This window comes from Pseudoalteromonas sp. CO325X (assembly GCF_004208955.1).
Taxonomy (GTDB): Bacteria; Pseudomonadota; Gammaproteobacteria; order Enterobacterales; family Alteromonadaceae; genus Pseudoalteromonas; species Pseudoalteromonas ruthenica.
Genome location: NZ_SGPG01000005.1, coordinates 1 through 18399, shown reverse-complemented (window position 1 = coordinate 18399; position 18399 = coordinate 1). Strand labels below are relative to the sequence as shown.

21 protein-coding genes and 1 tRNA gene are annotated in these 18399 nt (G+C 46.9%); 10 read left to right on the top strand and 12 right to left on the bottom strand.

Annotated features, from left to right (window positions below):
- Window position 1 precedes the first annotated feature (1 nt).
- The 3 genes from EXT46_RS02350 to nudE form a co-directional block, all read right to left on the bottom strand.
- Window positions 2–75: transfer RNA gene (locus tag EXT46_RS02350), tRNA-Met, on the bottom strand.
- Between the two features lie 125 nt (window positions 76–200).
- Complete coding sequence (gene cysQ / locus EXT46_RS02345) at window positions 201–1004, bottom strand: 3'(2'),5'-bisphosphate nucleotidase CysQ (protein ID WP_045980294.1); 804 nt, start codon at window positions 1002–1004, stop codon at window positions 201–203.
- A 34-nt stretch (window positions 1005–1038) separates the two neighbouring features.
- Window positions 1039–1593 carry an ADP compounds hydrolase NudE gene (nudE, locus tag EXT46_RS02340; RefSeq protein ID WP_022946269.1) on the bottom strand — a complete coding sequence of 185 codons (555 nt, stop codon included), beginning with the start codon at window positions 1591–1593 and terminating at the stop codon, window positions 1039–1041.
- A 60-nt stretch (window positions 1594–1653) separates the two neighbouring features.
- Between nudE and yrfG the strand changes: the two genes are divergently transcribed.
- Complete coding sequence (gene yrfG, locus EXT46_RS02335; RefSeq protein ID WP_045980254.1) at window positions 1654–2307, top strand: GMP/IMP nucleotidase; 654 nt, start codon at window positions 1654–1656, stop codon at window positions 2305–2307.
- Here the strand turns inward: yrfG and EXT46_RS02330 are convergent.
- Window positions 2304–2924 (bottom strand): dUTP diphosphatase, encoded by a 621-nt coding sequence (locus tag EXT46_RS02330; RefSeq protein ID WP_045980253.1) that lies wholly within the window; start codon window positions 2922–2924, stop codon window positions 2304–2306. The genes yrfG and EXT46_RS02330 overlap by 4 nt on opposite strands.
- 112 nt (window positions 2925–3036) lie before the next feature.
- On the opposite strand from EXT46_RS02330, the gene EXT46_RS02325 reads away from it, so the two are divergent.
- Window positions 3037–3681 carry a peroxiredoxin-like family protein gene (locus tag EXT46_RS02325; RefSeq protein ID WP_130145002.1) on the top strand — a complete coding sequence of 215 codons (645 nt, stop codon included), beginning with the start codon at window positions 3037–3039 and terminating at the stop codon, window positions 3679–3681.
- 28 nt (window positions 3682–3709) lie between these two features.
- Here EXT46_RS02325 and EXT46_RS02320 read toward each other — a convergent pair whose 3' ends face one another.
- The 3 genes from EXT46_RS02320 to EXT46_RS02310 form a co-directional block, all read right to left on the bottom strand.
- Window positions 3710–4213 carry a hypothetical protein gene (locus EXT46_RS02320; RefSeq protein ID WP_053911901.1) on the bottom strand — a complete coding sequence of 168 codons (504 nt, stop codon included), beginning with the start codon at window positions 4211–4213 and terminating at the stop codon, window positions 3710–3712.
- 175 nt (window positions 4214–4388) lie between these two features.
- Complete coding sequence (locus EXT46_RS02315; protein WP_130145000.1) at window positions 4389–6719, bottom strand: fatty acid cis/trans isomerase; 2331 nt, start codon at window positions 6717–6719, stop codon at window positions 4389–4391.
- Window positions 6712–7065 (bottom strand): hypothetical protein, encoded by a 354-nt coding sequence (locus EXT46_RS02310; protein WP_045980250.1) that lies wholly within the window; start codon window positions 7063–7065, stop codon window positions 6712–6714. Before EXT46_RS02310 ends, EXT46_RS02315 begins: the two co-directional genes overlap by 8 nt.
- Window positions 7066–7187: 122 nt before the next feature.
- Here EXT46_RS02310 and EXT46_RS02305 point away from each other — a divergent pair, with 122 nt between their 5' ends.
- The gene (locus tag EXT46_RS02305; protein WP_022946262.1) at window positions 7188–7775 is read left to right on the top strand and encodes a LemA family protein; all 588 of its coding nucleotides are present in this window, start codon (window positions 7188–7190) and stop codon (window positions 7773–7775) included.
- Window positions 7776–7777: 2 nt separating this feature from the next.
- Complete coding sequence (locus tag EXT46_RS02300; RefSeq protein ID WP_130144998.1) at window positions 7778–9622, top strand: M48 family metalloprotease; 1845 nt, start codon at window positions 7778–7780, stop codon at window positions 9620–9622.
- Between the two features lies 1 nt (window position 9623).
- Here EXT46_RS02300 and EXT46_RS02295 read toward each other — a convergent pair whose 3' ends face one another.
- From EXT46_RS02295 to ylqF, 4 genes are all read right to left on the bottom strand, one after another.
- Window positions 9624–10289, bottom strand: coding sequence for an SDR family oxidoreductase (locus EXT46_RS02295; protein WP_130144996.1), 666 nt, complete (start codon window positions 10287–10289; stop codon window positions 9624–9626).
- Between the two features lie 62 nt (window positions 10290–10351).
- On the bottom strand, window positions 10352–11131 hold the full coding sequence (locus EXT46_RS02290; protein ID WP_130144994.1) for a VOC family protein: 780 nt from the start codon (window positions 11129–11131) through the stop codon (window positions 10352–10354).
- A gap of 36 nt (window positions 11132–11167) precedes the next feature.
- The gene (locus EXT46_RS02285; RefSeq protein WP_130144992.1) at window positions 11168–11632 is read right to left on the bottom strand and encodes a DUF2383 domain-containing protein; all 465 of its coding nucleotides are present in this window, start codon (window positions 11630–11632) and stop codon (window positions 11168–11170) included.
- Between the two features lie 431 nt (window positions 11633–12063).
- On the bottom strand, window positions 12064–13008 hold the full coding sequence (gene ylqF, locus EXT46_RS02280) for a ribosome biogenesis GTPase YlqF (protein WP_130144990.1): 945 nt from the start codon (window positions 13006–13008) through the stop codon (window positions 12064–12066).
- Window positions 13009–13114: 106 nt separating this feature from the next.
- On the opposite strand from ylqF, the gene EXT46_RS02275 reads away from it, so the two are divergent.
- Together EXT46_RS02275 and EXT46_RS02270 are read left to right on the top strand one after the other, a co-directional pair.
- Window positions 13115–13660 carry a YaeQ family protein gene (locus tag EXT46_RS02275; RefSeq protein ID WP_130144988.1) on the top strand — a complete coding sequence of 182 codons (546 nt, stop codon included), beginning with the start codon at window positions 13115–13117 and terminating at the stop codon, window positions 13658–13660.
- A 32-nt stretch (window positions 13661–13692) separates the two neighbouring features.
- Window positions 13693–14289 carry an alpha/beta hydrolase gene (locus tag EXT46_RS02270; protein WP_130144986.1) on the top strand — a complete coding sequence of 199 codons (597 nt, stop codon included), beginning with the start codon at window positions 13693–13695 and terminating at the stop codon, window positions 14287–14289.
- Here EXT46_RS02270 and EXT46_RS02265 read toward each other — a convergent pair.
- The gene (locus EXT46_RS02265) at window positions 14286–14483 is read right to left on the bottom strand and encodes a hypothetical protein (protein WP_130144984.1); all 198 of its coding nucleotides are present in this window, start codon (window positions 14481–14483) and stop codon (window positions 14286–14288) included. The genes EXT46_RS02270 and EXT46_RS02265 overlap by 4 nt on opposite strands.
- A gap of 289 nt (window positions 14484–14772) precedes the next feature.
- On the opposite strand from EXT46_RS02265, the gene EXT46_RS02260 reads away from it, so the two are divergent.
- The 4 genes from EXT46_RS02260 to EXT46_RS02245 all read left to right on the top strand — a co-directional run bounded on the left by EXT46_RS02260 (window position 14773) and on the right by EXT46_RS02245 (window position 17689).
- Window positions 14773–15246 (top strand): Dps family protein, encoded by a 474-nt coding sequence (locus tag EXT46_RS02260; RefSeq protein ID WP_022946252.1) that lies wholly within the window; start codon window positions 14773–14775, stop codon window positions 15244–15246.
- Window positions 15247–15321: 75 nt separating this feature from the next.
- Window positions 15322–15684, top strand: a complete 363-nt coding sequence (locus EXT46_RS02255; protein WP_130144982.1) for a hypothetical protein — start codon at window positions 15322–15324, stop codon at window positions 15682–15684.
- Between the two features lie 10 nt (window positions 15685–15694).
- Window positions 15695–17080, top strand: a complete 1386-nt coding sequence (locus EXT46_RS02250) for a class II fumarate hydratase (protein ID WP_130144980.1) — start codon at window positions 15695–15697, stop codon at window positions 17078–17080.
- A 93-nt stretch (window positions 17081–17173) separates the two neighbouring features.
- Complete coding sequence (locus tag EXT46_RS02245) at window positions 17174–17689, top strand: hypothetical protein (RefSeq protein ID WP_130144978.1); 516 nt, start codon at window positions 17174–17176, stop codon at window positions 17687–17689.
- The last annotated feature ends 710 nt before the right edge of the window (window positions 17690–18399 follow it).

Below are 18399 nucleotides of genomic sequence, written 5' to 3'. Positions count from 1 at the left end.
GTTGCGGGAGCCGGATTTGAACCGACGACCTTCGGGTTATGAGCCCGACGAGCTACCAGACTGCTCCATCCCGCGTCCACATTGTTGGGTCTAGGGAAGCCCCTTCGCCAACGAGAGCGCCATAATATAGCAACAAAATTTAAATGCAAGTTTAATTACACTGAAACCATATCAGCTGCTGGTTTTTCCACCATTGAAGACTAATTATGATGAGAGCGCTGATGAGGGCTAATCATTTTTTGCCACTCCCAATCGGGATGCCCCATCACAATAAAGTCGGGATTTTCTGTTGATTCACGCTGGTTATAAGTGAGTGGATTAAATTCCGCATCGGTAATACAGCCGCCCGCTTCTTCGACAATCACCTGCGAAGCGCCGGTGTCCCATTCGCCGGTTGGACCAATACGCATAAAGCAATCGGCTTTCCCCTCAGCGATAATACAGGCCTTAAGTGAGCATGACCCTAACGGCACGGTGTCGAAGGTGGCATTTAAGTACTGACTAACGGCCTCTAGTTTTTGCCTGCGGCTAACCGCTAAAGTAAGGTTTGCCGGTTGGGCGACACTGATGCGCTCAACCCCTTGGGGCGTTTTCTTATACGCCCCTTGTTGATAAGTTGCGAAGTAGGTGGTGTTTTTCGCCGGCCAATGAATCACGCCGAGCACCGGTCGATTGTTTTCAATTAATGCAATGTTGACGGCAAAGTCACCGCTTTCGAGAATAAACTCTCCGGTGCCATCCATTGGGTCCAGCAGCCAATAGCGCTGCCAGTGCTGCCGTTTTTCTAAACTGGGGATGGGCGTCTCTTCAGACATAATCGGGATGTCAGGCGCCATTTTCTCGAGCCCAGCCATAAGCACATCATTCGCTGCAATGTCTGCTTTGGTCACTGGGGTGTGATCTTGTTTTACCTGCTCTCCAATATCATTCTGGCGATAAATAGCCATAATGGCCAAACCTGCTTGCTCGGCCAACTCAATGCATGGAGCTAGAAAATCTTGCAACACGACCCCCTTTTTTACTGCTGAACCTCGTGGCTTAATTAGATGCCTGTATTAATAATAGCAAAGCTGCCACACTTCGTGCTTCGGTAAAATCCGGCTCGCCAAGCAAAGCTTGCCATTGCGCCATTGGCCAATGTACTACCTCTAATGGCTCTGGTTCATCACCAGCCAACGTTTGGTGGTAAAGATCGCGGGCGGTGATAATGTGCATATGAGCATTAAAGTAGCTGGGCGCGAGCGACACTTTTTTCATCTCATTAAGCTCATGAGCGCCTAAACCCACTTCCTCTTGCAGCTCTCGATTGGCAGCTTGAAACGGCGTTTCCCCCGGATCGATCAAGCCTTTTGGGAACCCCAGCTGATAATCATTGGTACCGGCACAGTACTCACGCACCAATATAAGTTCATCGTGTTCGTTAACCGGAACGATCATAACCGCACCACGGCCTCCGCCTCGAATACGTTCATACTGACGTTGCTCGCCATTGGAGAAGCGCAGCTCTAAGGCTTCAACAGTAAATAATCGACTTTTTGCCACCACGTTATTATCAAGTATTTCTGGAGGCGTTGGATGCTTTTTCTGTGTCATAGCCGCGACTTTGTTATTATCAACATAAATCCATGATAATTGTTTTAGTAGGAAAAGCCCATGCCAAATTGGTCCAATATCGACACCGTATTACTCGACATGGATGGCACTTTATTAGACTTGCATTTTGACAACCATTTTTGGCTCGAAGTCATCCCCCACCAACTCGCTAAACAGCAACAAATTCCGCTGCAACAAGCCAGAGAGCAAATGGCGGCCCGCTATGAAGCAGTACAAGGACAAATACAATGGTATTGCTTAGATTATTGGCAACAACAATTACAGTTGCCCATTATGACGTTAAAGCGTGAAATTCAGCACCTGATTAGTATTCGTGACGATGCCAAGGTGTTTTTACAGGCATTAAAAAATTCAGGAAAAGAGCTTATTTTGCTCACTAATGCGCATAGAGATAGTTTGAGCTTAAAAGTAGAACGCACTGAGCTGGACCGCTATCTTGATAAGCTTGTTTCTACCCATGACTACGGCGTTAGTAAAGAGCACCAATCGCTGTGGCAGCAAGTGCAAAGCGACTTGGGCTTTGATAAAAAGCGGACGTTGTTCGTCGACGATAGCGCAGCGGTACTCGATGCGGCGAAGCGCTTTGGGATCAATCATCTGCTAGCAGTGGCTAACCCCGACAGCAAGCAGCCGCACAAGCCGCTTGCTGGATATGAAAATGTCACCGATTATCGTGACATTTTGCCTGCCTAGCTGGGATAGCGCTGCTGCAAGCCTTGATAAACGAGCTTGGCGAAGTCTGGGTTATCAGTGTCCAGACTTTTAACTACCGCAACCAAATGCTCATTGTCCTCTTGGCCATGCCACACCTTGATATAGGTTCCATCTTTATACCCATGGTCTTGGCGGAAGAAGTTCAAGGTGTTCTTGCCAACGTAACCACGATAAAGATCATCGATATTCATTCCAATTTGCTGCATACAGCCGGCAAAAGCAGCAGCATTAAAAGCTTTATCAGCTACCGCGCTGGCTGCTAACGTCTCCAATGAGACTTTAAAATCAGCTCCTTGAATAGGACTTTGCATTTCCTGCTCAATTTGCGCCGCCAACTCAGCAAACGAAGTGTGGCCGTCAATGCGCAGACTCAAGCCGAAGTGGAAGATATCCACCAGCTCCAAAATCACTTGCTCTGTATCCGGAGTTTGTTTTTTCCACCATTTCCAACCATAGTGGTCCAGCATTTCCGCACACTCAACCCAAATAGCCCGATACCACTCAAACCCTTGCTCAAACCATTGCTCGTGAACTTTGGTATTCATGGCATGCTGCATTTCTAACATGATGGCAATTTTATTTGCTGCGCTAGACATTCTTTAATCTCTCATTGTCTGTGTATTTGCCTATCATACCTATAGCGTGAAAGATTATCACCCTAGGGCCGTTCTAGTTGCATTGCTTTCACAGTTTTAATAAAGGAATTTTATGGTATCTAAAACACTTGCGGGCTCTGTTGTAGGAGCCATCTTATTGTTATTCAGTAGTGTCGCCAGTGCAGCGGTCATTACCAATATCAGCGATTCAGCTGAGGCCGTAAGTCCGCTTCTGCCCGGCTTGAGCGTGCCCGATGTGACGTTGAAAGACACCCAGGGCCAACCTGTTGCGCTAAAAAAGCTATTAGCAAATAAGCCTACAGTGTTGGTTGTTTACCGTGGTGGCTGGTGTCCTTACTGTTCAAAGCAATTAAAGAATATCCAAAATATCGAGCAACAGATCGCCGAGATGGGCTTGCAAATCATCGCCGTCTCACCAGATAGTCCTGCAAAGCTTGCGCAAAGCACTATTAGCTCACCGACCTACCAACTGCTCTCAGACGATCAGCTGGCATTGGCACAAGCAATGGGGTTAGCTTTTTTCTTAGATGATAAAACGGCTAAAGTTTATCGTAATAAGTTGGGCGTAAACTTTGTTGGCTTGGATGGTGAGCAAAAAGTGGCGCTGCCAGTGCCTGCCGTGTTTGTGCTCGATACGCAAGGGATGGTGCATTTCCAGTACGCCAACCCAAATTATCGTGTTCGTTTATCAGAGCCGTTACTACTGGCCGCTGCAAAACAAGTTATGAGTCATTAAAAAAGGAGCCCTAGGCTCCTTTTCGTTATTAACGTAGGCGGTAATCACATTTTCCTTGCGTCACGTAACGGGTATCAAATGAAGAGCCCGTGGTAAACTCAAAGCGCATATCTCTGAGCTCAAAGATAGGGTGTGGGTGTTCACTGATCCACTTTTGTGTCGCTCGACAAATACCTTCAAGCTTATGCAAACGGAAGGTATCAACTACCACTACAGCATTGTATTTTTCTAAGTAGCTACGCTGAATGTTTTCTACCCAGTTAGTACCGCCGTAGTTAGAACGCAAGTAATAAGTCAGGTCACTTTCGTCAGCTTCTTTAGGGCCCACATCCGGTGTTTTGCGCGCTTTTTCAGCAAACTGAATAAGCGATAACTGCTCTCGCATAACCTCTTCACGATGCCCTGCAGGACAGCGTTTAGTGGTGTAGGTTACTTTACCTGCGGGGCTAATACATTTACTGAGCTTTTTTTCATTGCCCTGCGCTGCGAATGTTGCGCTCAGGGCGAGCAATAATACAAACCAATAGTGCATTGTTGTTCTCTAATTTTAGGCACAGCGGCAATTTTGCCAAAACCGCCACAGGTAAACAAGTCTTTGCAAATTGTTACATTTTCATTTCTGTACCAATTTGCTAAAAAAGACTGCTATAAAATCATTAGAAGCTGATTATTTATCTATATTTAACAAACAATTAGCCCTAACCAGCTTAACGATTCTCGAGTCGGTTATAATCTAATAAGCCATACTCTATTCCCCGATGTTTTTTCACCTGCTGGTGCAAAATATCGCTAAAGCGCCAAAATTGCGGGTCAGTACGACGCACGGCAAAACGACTTTTTAAGGTACGGTAATCAGCCTCGCTGGTCATTTTCTGCATATGCGCAGCAAAATCTTCCAGCTGCTGTGGTTGTAACAACCATAGCGCTTCAGGGTAATCGCCAATAAAGCCAGGGATAACGAGAGCTTTATCTTCGTCGTAGGCACGCTGATCTTCCTCGTCTAATAAGCTGCTGATGTTGTAGTGGGCATTGTGATGCAGCAAGGTATAAGCCTGATAGTCATCCTCATCATTGGCCACCAAGATATAGCTCACTTGTGGTAATAAGTTCACCGCCGTGCTCGGCATGGCATTCAGTTGGCGCAGCACATTTGGTACTTTTTGATAATCATAACGCTGACTTAATACCGCCGAGAGCTTTGTGGCTAAGCGCTGGTAAAGCTCTTGTTGTGGCTGTGACGTTTTGTAATCAATGCCTGTCGGTTGCTCAAAGCGCACATTGGTGTCTTTCATAAACTCGACAAGACTGGTGGGTGATTTTCTATACCAATGAGCCCGTAGTGCCTTGCGCTGCTCTTTAGGTAGCAAGGCAAGAAAGTTATCTTCGCCTTCCATGCGCAGAAAGTCCATGTACAGACGAGTGATCAGTTGATGACCAACATTGCCGTATACATCAAACCCGGCCACCAGCAGATAATGAATTCGTTCAAATAATGAGTAATCTAAAATCCAAGCGGTTTTGGGTTGCTCGCCGACCCAGCCTTTGACAACCGTTGCCGAGTTGAAGTGCCGGAAAATCGTTAATGCGGCGTTGTCATTATGCCCTTCTCCTTGCCAAATAAGGTTTTCGGTGAGGTGTTGGCCATTGGCAAAAACTTCATTGGCAAGCTTTGACTTGGCCTCCAAATATGTACTTTGTTTCGCGGCGTATTTGACCCAGCTAGAAATAGGCAAAGCGTTCGAATCTTCCTGGGCAGGCATATCGAGCATATCTTCGTGGCGCATTAAGAATTCATCAATCTTAGGCTGACTCACGAATTTAGGGTCAACAAAGGCGACCCAAAACTGGTCATTAATCACATTCAACGCAATCTGACCTCGACAAACTGGCCCTTGAATAAAACCACGAATAATAAGCTCAGCCTCATCGAGCATAAATTGATATCGAGAGCCTACGGGAATAGCTGCAAAGACTTTAAACGGGTTTGAAGCGACTTTTATGTCATACCCTGGCAGTGACGGCACGGCATATTCCGGCGCAATAAATTGTGATCGCAAGCGAGCTAGTTTGTCATTATTCAACGCCAGTGGAATATTGGTTTTGGCCAGTACGGTACTTTTTCGAGGCAGCAGGCGATAATAAACGCGCGCTACCTTAGGGTCTTCATAAGGGCGGCGAGTGGCAATAACATCGATGGCTTCACCGGGAGGCGTGCGCGAACGAACTAAGGTGAAAAACTCCGAGGTGCTGATTTGATCAAAATAAATATTGGCCAGGTACCAGTGCTCATAAATATAACGGGCGCTTAAGCGGTGTTTGTTATCATCTTGATTAAGAAAACGTTCCCACTTGTTCACTTCAGTTTGCAGCTCAGCGCTAATGGGTCCGTGCTCGGGCATTTTCGCGCCATCTTGCAACCACTGTGTGAGCACCGACATTTCTTTACTGGTCAGTGCTGGCAAACCATAGGGCATGCCCGCGTGAGGTTTATCTTGGGCGTATTGTTGAAACTCGCCAATAGTGGGACAGGTTTGGTCTCTATCCAGAGCAAAGTCAAATTCCTCACCCAGAATGGCTTGATCTGGCAGCGGATGCTGCTGTTTCAATGCCAGGGCTTGATACATCACGCTGCCCACTAAATTAGCATGGGCGCTTTGCTCACGCTCGTTAAGCACCGGTGAGAAGCCGCGCTCACGCCACTGTTGCGTGGTGTGGGCATCAACGAATAAGCGGCTAGGCTTACTCGCAAGTAGCCGGGTGCCATCATAGACCAAGTCTGTAGAGGTACCACGTTCAATACCCTCAGGAGATGACATTTTCAACTGACAAGGCGCATCATAGCACCCGTGGCAGACGACACAGCGATTATCTATCACGGGTTTGACTTGCTCGGTAAAAAAGTCGCTTTGTGCAGGACTTACATTGTTACTGCGGTTTTGAACCTGTTCAGGGCCAAAAAGGCTGTCATACTTCTGCGCACCTAATACGGCGCAGCCCGTACATAGCAGCAACAGCAAGCCCCACGTCAGTTTATTCATCATCATCCCCTAGATCAAAGGTCGGCATCATTTCCAGCTGGGGTGATACGTAACTAACGCCATTATCGCGCTCTAAAGTGGCTGCTAAAAGTGGCCCATGAGTGAGCATTAACATGGCACTGTGGGATTCACTTGGAACAGACTCGGTATGCGCCAGCAATTGATAATCGGCCAATTGCAAGCTGACGCTCTGATCTTGCGCTGGGTTTTGGCACAGGTGAGCAAGTAACTGCTCGTCAAGAACCACTTCTAAGTATAAATCTGGGTGGTCTAAATCACGATTTGGTAATTCATCGTTGAATTGAAAAAGCGGTAGGCTGAGTACAGCGCCTTGCGATAACTCCATGGCAAGCCCCAATAAGGTAAGACTAAAACAGTTTTCATGATAGCAAAAAATGTCTACATGTTGGCTGATTTTGTGCACAATTCAGGTATAGTTAACCCAATTTTTTGCGCGAGATCTTTATTATGGAACTATTTTTAATCATCACGGCAGTGGTAGTCGTCATTGCCATAGTGATTTACAACTCGCTGGTACGCTATAAAAACGAATACCAAAATGCCTTTGCGCAAATAGATGTGCAGCTGCATCGCCGCCATGATCTTGTGCCTAACTTAGTCGCCACCGCTCAGGCTTATTTAGACCATGAAAGTGAGACCTTAAAAGCGGTTACCCAAGCAAGAAATCAAGCTGTAAGTGCCTTACAAAGCCTCTCGGGTGGTGAATTATCTTCGGCTAAACTTGCCCATTTAGCGCAAACGGAGGGCGCCTTGAGCAGTGCCCTTGGCGCCTTACAAGTGAGCATAGAAGACTACCCCGAATTAAAAGCCGACGCGACTATGGCCAATCTAAGTGAAGAGTTATCAAGCACCGAAAACCGTATCGCTTTCGCACGCCAAGCATACAATGACTCAGTACTTGCCTATAACAGTTACCGACAAAGTTTCCCGCCGGTGTTGATTGCCAATATGACGGGTCATAACCAAGATGCCAAGCTGCTAGAACTGGATGATCCACAAAGACAACGCCAAGCCCCTAGCGTCTCATTTAAGTAGCCGTGAGCGGTTTCTTTTCTCAGCAGCGCCAAGCAAGGCGTAAGACTTGGCTACTGCTGGTATTATTTGTGCTCGCGGTGGGTGCTCTAATCGCCCTCGCACATTGGCCATTTTTATGGCTGATGGGCATTTTTTCAACTGACCCGTACACCCTGTTTAACTATGGTATCGCGCACCAAACTGACGCCTCAATTCACCTAGGGCTCACCCTTTCCATCACTGCAATTATCAGTACAGCCATACTTTATAAGTACTGGCAATTGCGCCGTGGTGGCAGTGTTATTGCTGAGCAACTAGGCGGGCAGCTGGTGCAAACAAACACCTACCATGAACAACAGCGGGTGCTACTGAATGTTGTTGAAGAGGTCGCTATTGCCGCCAGGATGCCCGTTCCGAGTACCTATTTACTTGCCAACCAGCCCAGTATTAATGCGTTTGCAGCGGGCTACCATCGTCGCGATAGTGTCATTGCCATCACTCAAGGCGCGCTCGAGCAGCTAAGCCGAGCACAACTACAAGCGGTCGTCGCCCATGAATTCAGCCACATAGTCAATGGTGATGTACGTCTTAATGTGCGTATGTCTGCCTTACTTTATGGCATCACCTTTATAGGCCAAGCCGGTGAAAACTTAATTTATAGCGCCATGAATGCGTCCCGTCACCACAACGCGCAACGCACAGATGGCGCAGGGTTTACCACAGTCATCGGCGTTATTCTGACACTGTTTGGATGGCTGGGGACACAACTTGGCGACATTATCAAAGCGCTGATATGTCGCCAGCGGGAATACCTTGCTGACGCTGGTGCAACGCAGTTTACCCGTAACCCACAAGCACTAGCCGGGGCCTTACTGGCTATTGCCGAAAATCCTCGCAAAAACACCTTAAGGCAAAATAATGCGCACCTATTCAGTCATTATTTTTTTAGTGATGCATTGAGCCCGTGGTTAACCTGGTTAAGCACTCACCCGCCGCTAACGCAACGTATTCGCAGGCTTGATCCACATTGGCATGGACAATTAAAAGAGCGTCCACGCACGGCGCCAAGCCAAGCAAATACCATGGCTTTTAGTGCCAGCCAAGGGCGCAACCCGCAGCCACAAGTAGTGTATGGCGACTTTCGAGAAAAGCTCATGGGGATAGAGGACTCTCTAAGTTACTTAGCTCATGAGCCGAGCGATGCGCGATGGTTAGTTATGTTACTGTGCCTTCATCAACACTGGCCGAATCGCCAAGCACAGCTAACGTTTATCGCCGCGCTTCCTTATGTTGATATATATAAGCTGGATAGGGCTGAGCTTGCATTAACGAAGCTCAGCACCGAACCTCAATTTCGCCTGCTTGAGGTTGCCATTGGTGCGATTCGCTGTTTGCCCATAGCGCAACGCAGCCAATTTCTTGCCCAGCTAAAAGAGCTCGCTGCGCTGTGTGAGAACTGGGAGCTTGTTCCTTGGTCTTTTCAGCAGCTGAGCGCTCATGCCCTCGCTGATAAAACCGTTGGTGCATTGCCGGTCATGAATAAAGCAGTGATTGTTGCAGCTTGTGAGCAGCTTCTTGGCGCTTTGGCAAGCTATGGTCATACTGACCCAGAGCGTCAACGCCTGGCGCTCGCTGCGGCGGCGCAGCATTTACAGATACCGCTTAGCTTAGAGCATGAAGCGCGATGCCAGCTGACACGATTGCAGCGCGCCCTGCGAATCATAAAAGGCCTCCCTGTAGTCAAACGGCAACAGTTACTGCAGGCTTGTCGTGTATGCGTAGAGCACGATGCACACATCAACGAGGCGGAGCAAACGCTGCTCTATACGCTTGCTGCCTGTTTAGAGATAGATGGTATCGATTGCTAGCTTACCACGGTAAGGTTTCACCGTTAGCATGCCAAAAACCGCCGCTGTTATTTAAGTTTAGCTCGTCAATACGCTCACTGATGCGCTGTGCTGCAACGTCAGGGCCTATATCGCCAGCGTAACCAACCATTTCGGTTTGCACGAATCCGGGGTGAATTAACCCCACCGATACATCTTGTGCTTTAAGTTCATGGGCCAAGCTCACTGAGGCTGCATTTAACGCTGCCTTAGACATACGGTAGCCTATGTAGCCTCCAGAACCATTATCGGCAATAGAGCCCATACGTGAGGTGATCATCGCCACTTTCGCGCCTTTGTTAAAGTTATCACGTAACGCATGAGTCACACGCACAGGAGCCACTGCATTGACCGAGAGCTGTTCATTGATAGTGTCAAAGTTCATCTCTGTCAGGGTTTCGTTACGAAACACACCGGCATTATTAATCAATAAATCGATGTGCTCGTCTTTAAGCTCAGTGCGCAAGCGGGCCACATCATCAGCGTGGCTTACATCAAACCCTGTGCGCACATCAACATCTAGCTCATCAAGCTCATCGCTGCTACGCCTGACCACGGCAATAACCTTAGCTCCAGCAGTTTTATAAATTTTTGCTAGCTGTAAACCGATGCCCCGATTGGCACCGGTGATCACCACATGTTGGCTCATAATCACTCATCCTCTTTTTAAGTTGATGAGTTTAGGGTGGGGGTGAATCAATAAAACCCAAGTTATTGATTAAGGTTGATGATTGAAAAGACCGCTCCTTGTGGATCTGTGAGGACGCAAAAACGGCCTACTTCAGGTACATCCATGGGCTGCACGCATACTTCGCCACCAAGTTTTTTGGCTTGCTCAGCTTGTGCATCACAATCGTTGACACTGAAGTAGATCATCCAATGTGGCGGAATATCATCAGGCCACTGCTCATCCATGGCCACCATACCACCGACCATAGTGTCACCCGCTTTGAGCAGGGTGTAATCCATCCCTTCCATGGCTTTTAGTTCGGCGCGCCAGCCCAACAACTCACTGTAAAAACTAGTACTAGATTCAATATCGCGTGTCGCTAACTCAAACCAGCACGGCGTATCAACCTCATTTTGCACACTGGCCCCTTTGTGTCCCTGGCCCTGCCATAGCGCTACCATGGCGCCCACAGGGTCGCACAACAACACCATGCGACCTGCCTCGGGCACATCATGTGGGCCGTGTACTATGGTTGCCCCCAGCGACTTTGCTTTGTCTGCCATAGCGTCTACATCATCAACGGCAATGTAGCTCAACCAATAACTGGGAACACCCTGAGCATGTTGATCGGCGGGCATTTGATACATCGCAGCCACATCCCCTTGTGGCTTTTTCAGCATGGTATAGTAAAGCCCATTGCCGATAGGCTGGTCCTCAGCCGACCAAGTAAACAAATCACTATAAAATGTTTTCCCACCTTGCCAGTCGGATGAACACAATTCGGTCCAGCAAAAGTGTCCCTGGGGGTAATTCTCGCTCATAAATTACATCCTTTTGTTGTTTTCATTAACCATAGACTACGCATTCAGAAAACGCTTTAGGTACTGCTCATGAGTTTCCAATTGGGCAATCACGGTCTCAACCTGTTGGGCTCCCTGACTATCATTCATCACCTGAGCGGCATTACGACATTGCACTAAGGTTTTGTGTTGCTGTGAATTCAACTCTTCGAGGAAAGCTTGCACACTATCACCCACTACGGACTCAAGCTTTGCCTGCCACTCCTTCAAATCTCCTAATAAACTGGTGTCGACTTCGTCGAGTTGCTGCTGTTGCCCTACCGCTTTCGCTAACTCGGTTTGCAAATAACGCTTATGATCATGTAAGACTTTCATGCGTGCTTGCAAAGATTCGTCTTCAGCGTGTTTTTGCACATCTTGAATTAGGACTCGCTCATTTTCTAAAGACTCAATTAATTGATCAATAATTTCAATATCTTGCTCTTGTTCACTGGATACAGAGGTAGGAATTTTTAAACCCATAACATGGCTCCTTCTATCGTTACTGTCCTTAATACTTACTCAAGAACCATTCCAATAAAAAAGAAGAAAAATAAATTTCACAATTTCAGTTAGTTATAGAAAAACACAGATATTAATGAGAATTATTTGCAAAAAGCGTTGACACGAAGGCAAATCTTATTGATAATCAATATCAACAAAACGGGAACGCATTCGAAAGCAGTGATGTCATTAAACGTTTTGTTGCGGACAACTTTGTTTCTCGACCCTGAAACACGTGTTGCGCACGTAATGCGCTTTGGTTGGTGGCTACACTCCTCAACGCCCCTTGAACTGTTAGGCCGCCAACCACCCTACTATTTTACTTGCTACATTGCTCATATCGGTGACGGTAGATATGAAAACAAAAAAGCCCGAAAGGGCTTTTTTTATGTCTAAAATTTGTCGTGATATCAGCGGCGGTTTTTCCGTGCTCTTGCACGTCGTTGCCGTTTTTCTTCTTCCTTAGCGGCCTTTTTAGCCTCTGCTGCCGCGCGCAATTCGGCAACCATCTGTTCTTCTCGCTCACGCATCTGTGGGGTTTCCATGGTAATACGTCCAATCACCGCATCACGTAACTCGTTAATGAGAATTTCAGCGAACTTATGAAGATCAACCTGATTACCTCCACGCAGACAGCCGCGATTTTTGCCCGCTGCAAGCATAAAGTCATAGTCATGTTCTGGCAGTGGTGACACTTTATAGCGTTGGCTCAGTAATGTAGGGTACGCTTGCAGCAAATACTCACAGCTGTAGCTGGCAACCTCTTCATAATCAATCGCGGTGTCACGAATAGCGCCGGTTGCCGCTAAACGATAGCCGGAGTTCTCGTTTTCAACCTTGGGCCATAACATCCCAGGGGTGTCGTAGAGCATGATCCCTTCGTCTATTTTTATCCGCTGTTGCGCTTTGGTGACCGCAGGTTCATTGCCGGTTTTAGCAACGATGCGCCCCGCAAGCGTATTAATAAGCGTTGACTTACCAACGTTAGGGATCCCCATAATCATGGCTTTAATCTGTTTATCGGCACCTACTTTGTGCGGCACAAGCTTTTTACACAATTCAATGACTTTGCCAGTATGACCCGCTTTATCGTTCGCGAGCGGCATGGCTTTGACACCATTTTCACGCTCAAGGTAGTCCATCCATTGGGTGGTCATCTGCGGGTCGGCCAAGTCAGCCTTATTCAGGATCTTAATGACTGGCTTATCACCGCGCAGCGCGCCAACCATAGGGTTCTCACTGCTGTAGGGAATGCGCGCGTCCAATACCTCAATGATGACATCCATTTGTGGCATGATCTCTTTAATTTCGTTACGCGCTTTATTCATATGGCCTGGGAACCACTGGATTGCCATGTTTTCTCTCCCCTAAGTGATGAATAATTATTTTACCTTCGAGACACGCCAAGATCACCCGTTAATGTGTATACTGCCCGCTTTTCTTCTCTCTTATGGAGCAGGCATGGCCCTAAAAGCAACGATCATCAAGGCACGATTGAACATTAGTGATTTAAACCGCCATCATTACCAGCAATACTCTTTTACCCTCGCGCAGCACCCATCAGAAACCGACCAACGGATGATGATCAGAGTGCTTGCCTTTGCCTTAAATGCTAATGATAATTTAGCTTTCACCAAAGGCTTATGTGCCGATGATGAGCCCGAGCTGTGGTGGATAAACGACGATGACAGTATTCACTTATGGGTAGAACTTGGTCTTGCTGATGACAAGCGCCTAAAGAAGGCCTGTAGCCGAGCACAGCAAGTATTACTTTATGCCTACGGTGAAGGGAGCCAGCAAGCTTGGTGGCAGAAACACCAAGCGAAGCTCGCTGGATTTGATAACCTACGTATCGTCAGCCTTGCTTATGAAGATACCCAGAAGCTGGCAGCAATGGCCTCCCGAAGCTTAGATTTAACGATTACCATCGAAGATAATGAAGTGTGGGTAAGTGATAGCGACACCAGCTTACAAATCCTCTTGACCTTGTTGCAAGGACAAGGCTAAATACTAACGCCATTGTTATCAACGGAGTCACTATGATCACTAAGGTAGTTGTATTACACGGATTGTATATGTCTGGCTTCGTAATGCGCCCTCTTTGCGCACGTCTTAAAAAGCAGGGGTATGGCATTTTAAATGTGTCATACAACACCCTGAACCCAGATACCGATAAAATCTTTGCGCAAATTAATGACTTCATCGCCGATGACCAGTGCGCTTTTGTTTGTCACTCCTTGGGCGGCCTTATTGCACGGCAATACCTCAGTCAGGAGTTTCCACAGACGGATCAAGTAAAAAAGGTCTTTACCCTTGGCACCCCACACAAAGGGGCACAAATAGCCCGCCATATGCAGGACCGAGGCATGCAAGCACTGTTAAAGAATAGCCTTGAGTACCTCGTGAGTGAAAGCCAAGATTGGCCCTTCTCAGCCCAACTATACAGTATCGCCGGAGACTTGCCCTTTGGCCTACTGCCATTATTTGAGCAGGGCAAGCCGTCAGATGGTACGGTGATGGTTGATGAAACCCGCGTCTCAGGTATGGCGCAGCATAAAGTTTTTCATCTTAGCCACACCAGCCTCATTTACTCGCGTAAGGTAGTCGATTATATCTTAGCGCAGCTAAAGACTTAATCCTCAGCAGCCGCTGCGATTTTATACGCAATTACCGCAATAACACCGACTATCAATGGGATTGGCGCAGCAATAAAGCCAAACGCATCAGAGTTAGCATAACTGGCTCCAGCTAAATGACCAACAAGACCGATTACAAAGGTTAGTACGGCGATAATACATACTGTGATTTCTGCTTTTTTTGCTTTTGTCATTGCCCTATCTCCTCATCGTTGATGGTTTCAGTATGGCCTGCACAAGGAAAGTAACCTTGCGCTAAATCAAGTTTTCACTGGGCAATAAATCATCGGTATCGAGTTGTTGCGTTAGATCAAAAATTCATCTCCTCGGCCTTGTTTTTGGCATACATCATGCCCAAGTATGATTATAGGGTCGGTGTTGTTATCGCTAAAAGTGATGTCAGGCATCGAATTTATCTGCTTGTTATCAGGTGCCTTTAGGCCATACTGATTATCAGCAAACAACCATGCAAAGGAGACAGCTATGTCGCAAATCAATGCCATTGGATTAGATAGTGAAGAAACTCAAAACGTAATTGAATCACTCAATCGGCTATTAAGTTGCTATCAAATTCAGTATATGAATGCCCGTGGCTTCCATTGGAACATCAAAGGTCGTGATTTCTTCGAGCTGCACGTGAAGTTTGAGGAAATTTATAATTTGCTGTTGGAAAAAGTAGATGAAATAGCTGAGCGTATTCTTACCTTGGGCGGTGAGCCCCTACACGCATTTTCGGACTTTATCGAATTAAGCCAAATTAACGAAGTGAAAAATGTCAGCGACGGCGGCCAAGCCGTACAATCACTCGTCGATGGCTACTCAACACTAATAAAAATGCAGCGTAAGGTGCTCAGTGATGCCGGCGATAACCAAGACGAAGGTACAGCCGCGTTAATGAGCGATTACATTAAAGAACAAGAGAAGCTTGTTTGGATGTTAAAAGCCTATTTGGATTAATCACAAAACCACTTGCATCTTCCCTCTTCAGCTGTAATGATAATTATTATCAATTCAACTGGAGGGATTTGCACCGTGCCACAGATTTCGCTTGAATTTCTTGGAGCTCAACTGCGCCGTCTATCGCGGTGTCAGCGAGGCCAAGCACCCAACTTAGTTGCACAGTTTATTGAAACGGGTTTGCATTGGGCTCGCTACTATGGCGCTCGACAGATGTATTTATTACAAGAGCTTTATTTACGTCGCACGTTTTACCAATTGGTTAATATCATCTGTGACCCTTTGTTGGAACAGCAAGTAAGAAAACAAAGCCTTTGTCAGCTGCACAAACCACAGCTTGCCCTTCAGCGTTTTTATCGCCAGCAACAGGGTATGCATAAGTACAGAGCACTCAGCCAAGAAGCTCGCGTCCTCTGTCATGAGTTCAACCCCTATTAAGGAGCACATTATGAGCACAGAGTACCGACATGAAAAGGACAGCATGGGTGAGCTACAGGTCCCAGTAGATGCCTTATATCAAGCACAAACCCAACGCGCTGTGAACAACTTTCACATCAGTGCCATGCGTATGCCAGCACACTTTATTCAGGCATTGGCACAGATAAAACGCGCAGCCGCCACCGTTAATACAGAGCTGGGGCATCTTGATGCCAATGTGGGTGGTGCAATAGATAACGCCTGTCGCGAAATTATTGCTGGTGAGCACCTTGAGCACTTCCCTGTGGATGTATTTCAAACTGGTTCAGGAACCAGTACCAATATGAACGCTAATGAGGTCATTGCTACACGTGCAAGTCAGTTATTGGGTGATAATGTACACCCCAATGATCATGTAAATATGGGGCAAAGCTCCAATGATGTGATCCCAACAGCAATTCACGTAAGTAGTGCGCTGGCGATAGAGAAAGAGCTGATCCCGGCACTGGAGCACCTCATTAGTGTGATAGAAGCTAAGATAGAGCAAGTGGGCAGTCACGTTAAAACCGGCCGCACTCACCTAATGGATGCCATGCCTGTTACCTTCGCTCAAAGCATGTCGGCTTGGCGCGAACAAGTCGTTAAGGCGAAGCAACAAATCAGCGCTAGCGCTGAGCACTTACATCAACTTGCCCAAGGCGGCACTGCTGTAGGCACAGGTATCAATGCTGATCCTGAATTTTCGGCACGTTTCGCTAAACAGCTCGCTGCTCAAACCGATAGTCACTTTCAAGGGGCAGAAAACCTGTTCTACCACATCGCAACTCAAGATTCGGTGGTTGCGGTATCCGGGCAACTAAAGACTGCTGCGGTCGCGTTTATGAAAATCGCTAACGACTTACGGTGGATGAACTCTGGACCTTTAGGTGGGATTGGTGAAATAGAGCTCGAAGCACTGCAACCTGGTTCATCCATTATGCCTGGCAAAGTGAACCCGGTGATCCCTGAGGCCACAGCCATGGTTTCGGCGCAGGTCATAGGTAATGACAGTACTATTACCGTAGCAGGTCAGGCTGGTAACTTTGAACTAAACGTAATGTTGCCGGTTATCGCCTATAACGTATTGCAGAGTATCGAGTTACTGACCAATACCAGCTATGCTTTGGCCGACAAGGCAATTGCCAGCTTCGTTGTCAGAGAAGATAACTTACAGCGTTCTTTAGCAAAGAACCCCATTCTGGTAACGGCGCTTAACCCCATTATTGGATATGAGAAAGCGGCCGCTATTGCCAAGCAAGCTTACAAAGAGAATAAAGCTATTCTCGATGTGGCTGCAGCACAAACCGACATTCCTTATAAAGAGCTAGAGAAGTTACTCGATCCTAAAGGGCTTACTCTAGGGGGCATTCAAAAATAGATAGCCTGAGCTACGTGACCATAACATCTGCATTTGCGCATTAGCGCAATGTTTGTATTATGGTCACTATACTCATCAACAATTATAAATATTATGCGCCACTTAATTATTCCCCTTGCACTGCTCTCCCTCACTGCATGTCAAAATAATGAGCCACAAAACACGACCGCTGAAGTAAAGACATCCGTAGAACGAGCCAGCTCTGAGTCAACAACAGATAACCTAGGAAAAGATAAGCGAATCAACGGCGAACAACTTAGCCAACCGATTAACGAAGAGCGCGCCATTAGTGCCACGGAACAATCCATCAAAGCTGACTATCAAAGTTTAGAAGCACTGACGCAGGACAAATCTTGTGACAGCGCCAGCCAATGTAAGGTGGTTGCAGTGGGTAGCCGTGCTTGCGGCGGCCCAAGCCAATATCTTGTATATTCAAGTAAATCAGCAGATCCGCAGCAAGTGTCTGCGTTAGCAAACAGTTTGGCTGCTCAGGAAAGCCAACTAAATGCTGAAAAAGGCATGATCAGTATCTGTCAGCACCTTACGCGACCCGCAGCACAATGCAAATCAAAGCAGTGCGTCGCAGTACAGAGCAATACCAGTCAATAAACGTATTAATAACCGAAGGCGCTCAACACCAGCGACAATACAGTAACGGCGGCAATACAAACCAAAGCCCGAATAATAAATTTGGGCTTTATCTCATTCTTATACCAATGAAAGTAAAGGAATTTGACGAAATACGTTGCAGCTACACCAAACAGCGCAAAGATCAATAAGTAAGCAAGTAACGGAAGGGTCAAAAGTCAGCCCTAATAAATTCAAAATCTGGTCTCTAGCCTAACAATTCCACTCGAAAAAGACCAAAAATATATAGCCATTTAGCATCCGCTTATCATGTTTTTAAAAGCCTAGTATTGTAGGTCGTGGTTTACCCCAGCCTAGGTTACCGTGTTGTAGGTCAAGATTTATCCTGATTTAGATGTGCAAGGCTGAAGCCTTGCCTACAGATATGGTGATGGGTGTTTCGCTGTGTTGTAGGTCAGGATTTATCCTGACTAGATGCTGCAAGGCTGAAGCCTTGCCTACAGGTTTGGTAATGGATGTTTAGATGTGTTGTAGGTCAGGGTTTACCCTGACTAAGGTGTTGCAAGGCTGAAGCCTTGCCTACAGGTTTGGTTGTTTGGTTGTGTTGTAGGTCAGGGTTTATCCTGACTAGGTGATGCAAGGCTGAAGCCTTGCCTACAGGCATAAAAAAACCCGCTGCACTGGTGCAACGGGTCTCTCTAATTAGGAGCCTGGTGATGACCTACTTTCAC

Coding starts and splice junctions, on each gene's coding strand:
- nudE (WP_022946269.1), bottom strand. CDS start 1,593: ATGACACAGAAAAAGCATCCAACGCCTCCAGAAATACTTGATAATAAC.
- yrfG (WP_045980254.1), top strand. CDS start 1,654: ATGCCAAATTGGTCCAATATCGACACCGTATTACTCGACATGGATGGC.
- ylqF (WP_130144990.1), bottom strand. CDS start 13,008: ATGGCAATCCAGTGGTTCCCAGGCCATATGAATAAAGCGCGTAACGAA.
- EXT46_RS02325 (WP_130145002.1), top strand. CDS start 3,037: ATGGTATCTAAAACACTTGCGGGCTCTGTTGTAGGAGCCATCTTATTG.
- EXT46_RS02270 (WP_130144986.1), top strand. CDS start 13,693: ATGATCACTAAGGTAGTTGTATTACACGGATTGTATATGTCTGGCTTC.
- EXT46_RS02295 (WP_130144996.1), bottom strand. CDS start 10,289: ATGAGCCAACATGTGGTGATCACCGGTGCCAATCGGGGCATCGGTTTA.
- EXT46_RS02265 (WP_130144984.1), bottom strand. CDS start 14,483: ATGACAAAAGCAAAAAAAGCAGAAATCACAGTATGTATTATCGCCGTA.
- EXT46_RS02330 (WP_045980253.1), bottom strand. CDS start 2,924: ATGTCTAGCGCAGCAAATAAAATTGCCATCATGTTAGAAATGCAGCAT.
- EXT46_RS02285 (WP_130144992.1), bottom strand. CDS start 11,632: ATGGGTTTAAAAATTCCTACCTCTGTATCCAGTGAACAAGAGCAAGAT.
- EXT46_RS02320 (WP_053911901.1), bottom strand. CDS start 4,213: ATGCACTATTGGTTTGTATTATTGCTCGCCCTGAGCGCAACATTCGCA.
- EXT46_RS02260 (WP_022946252.1), top strand. CDS start 14,773: ATGTCGCAAATCAATGCCATTGGATTAGATAGTGAAGAAACTCAAAAC.
- EXT46_RS02250 (WP_130144980.1), top strand. CDS start 15,695: ATGAGCACAGAGTACCGACATGAAAAGGACAGCATGGGTGAGCTACAG.
- EXT46_RS02315 (WP_130145000.1), bottom strand. CDS start 6,719: ATGAATAAACTGACGTGGGGCTTGCTGTTGCTGCTATGTACGGGCTGC.
- EXT46_RS02290 (WP_130144994.1), bottom strand. CDS start 11,131: ATGAGCGAGAATTACCCCCAGGGACACTTTTGCTGGACCGAATTGTGT.
- EXT46_RS02305 (WP_022946262.1), top strand. CDS start 7,188: ATGGAACTATTTTTAATCATCACGGCAGTGGTAGTCGTCATTGCCATA.
- EXT46_RS02275 (WP_130144988.1), top strand. CDS start 13,115: ATGGCCCTAAAAGCAACGATCATCAAGGCACGATTGAACATTAGTGAT.
- EXT46_RS02245 (WP_130144978.1), top strand. CDS start 17,174: ATGCGCCACTTAATTATTCCCCTTGCACTGCTCTCCCTCACTGCATGT.
- EXT46_RS02310 (WP_045980250.1), bottom strand. CDS start 7,065: ATGGAGTTATCGCAAGGCGCTGTACTCAGCCTACCGCTTTTTCAATTC.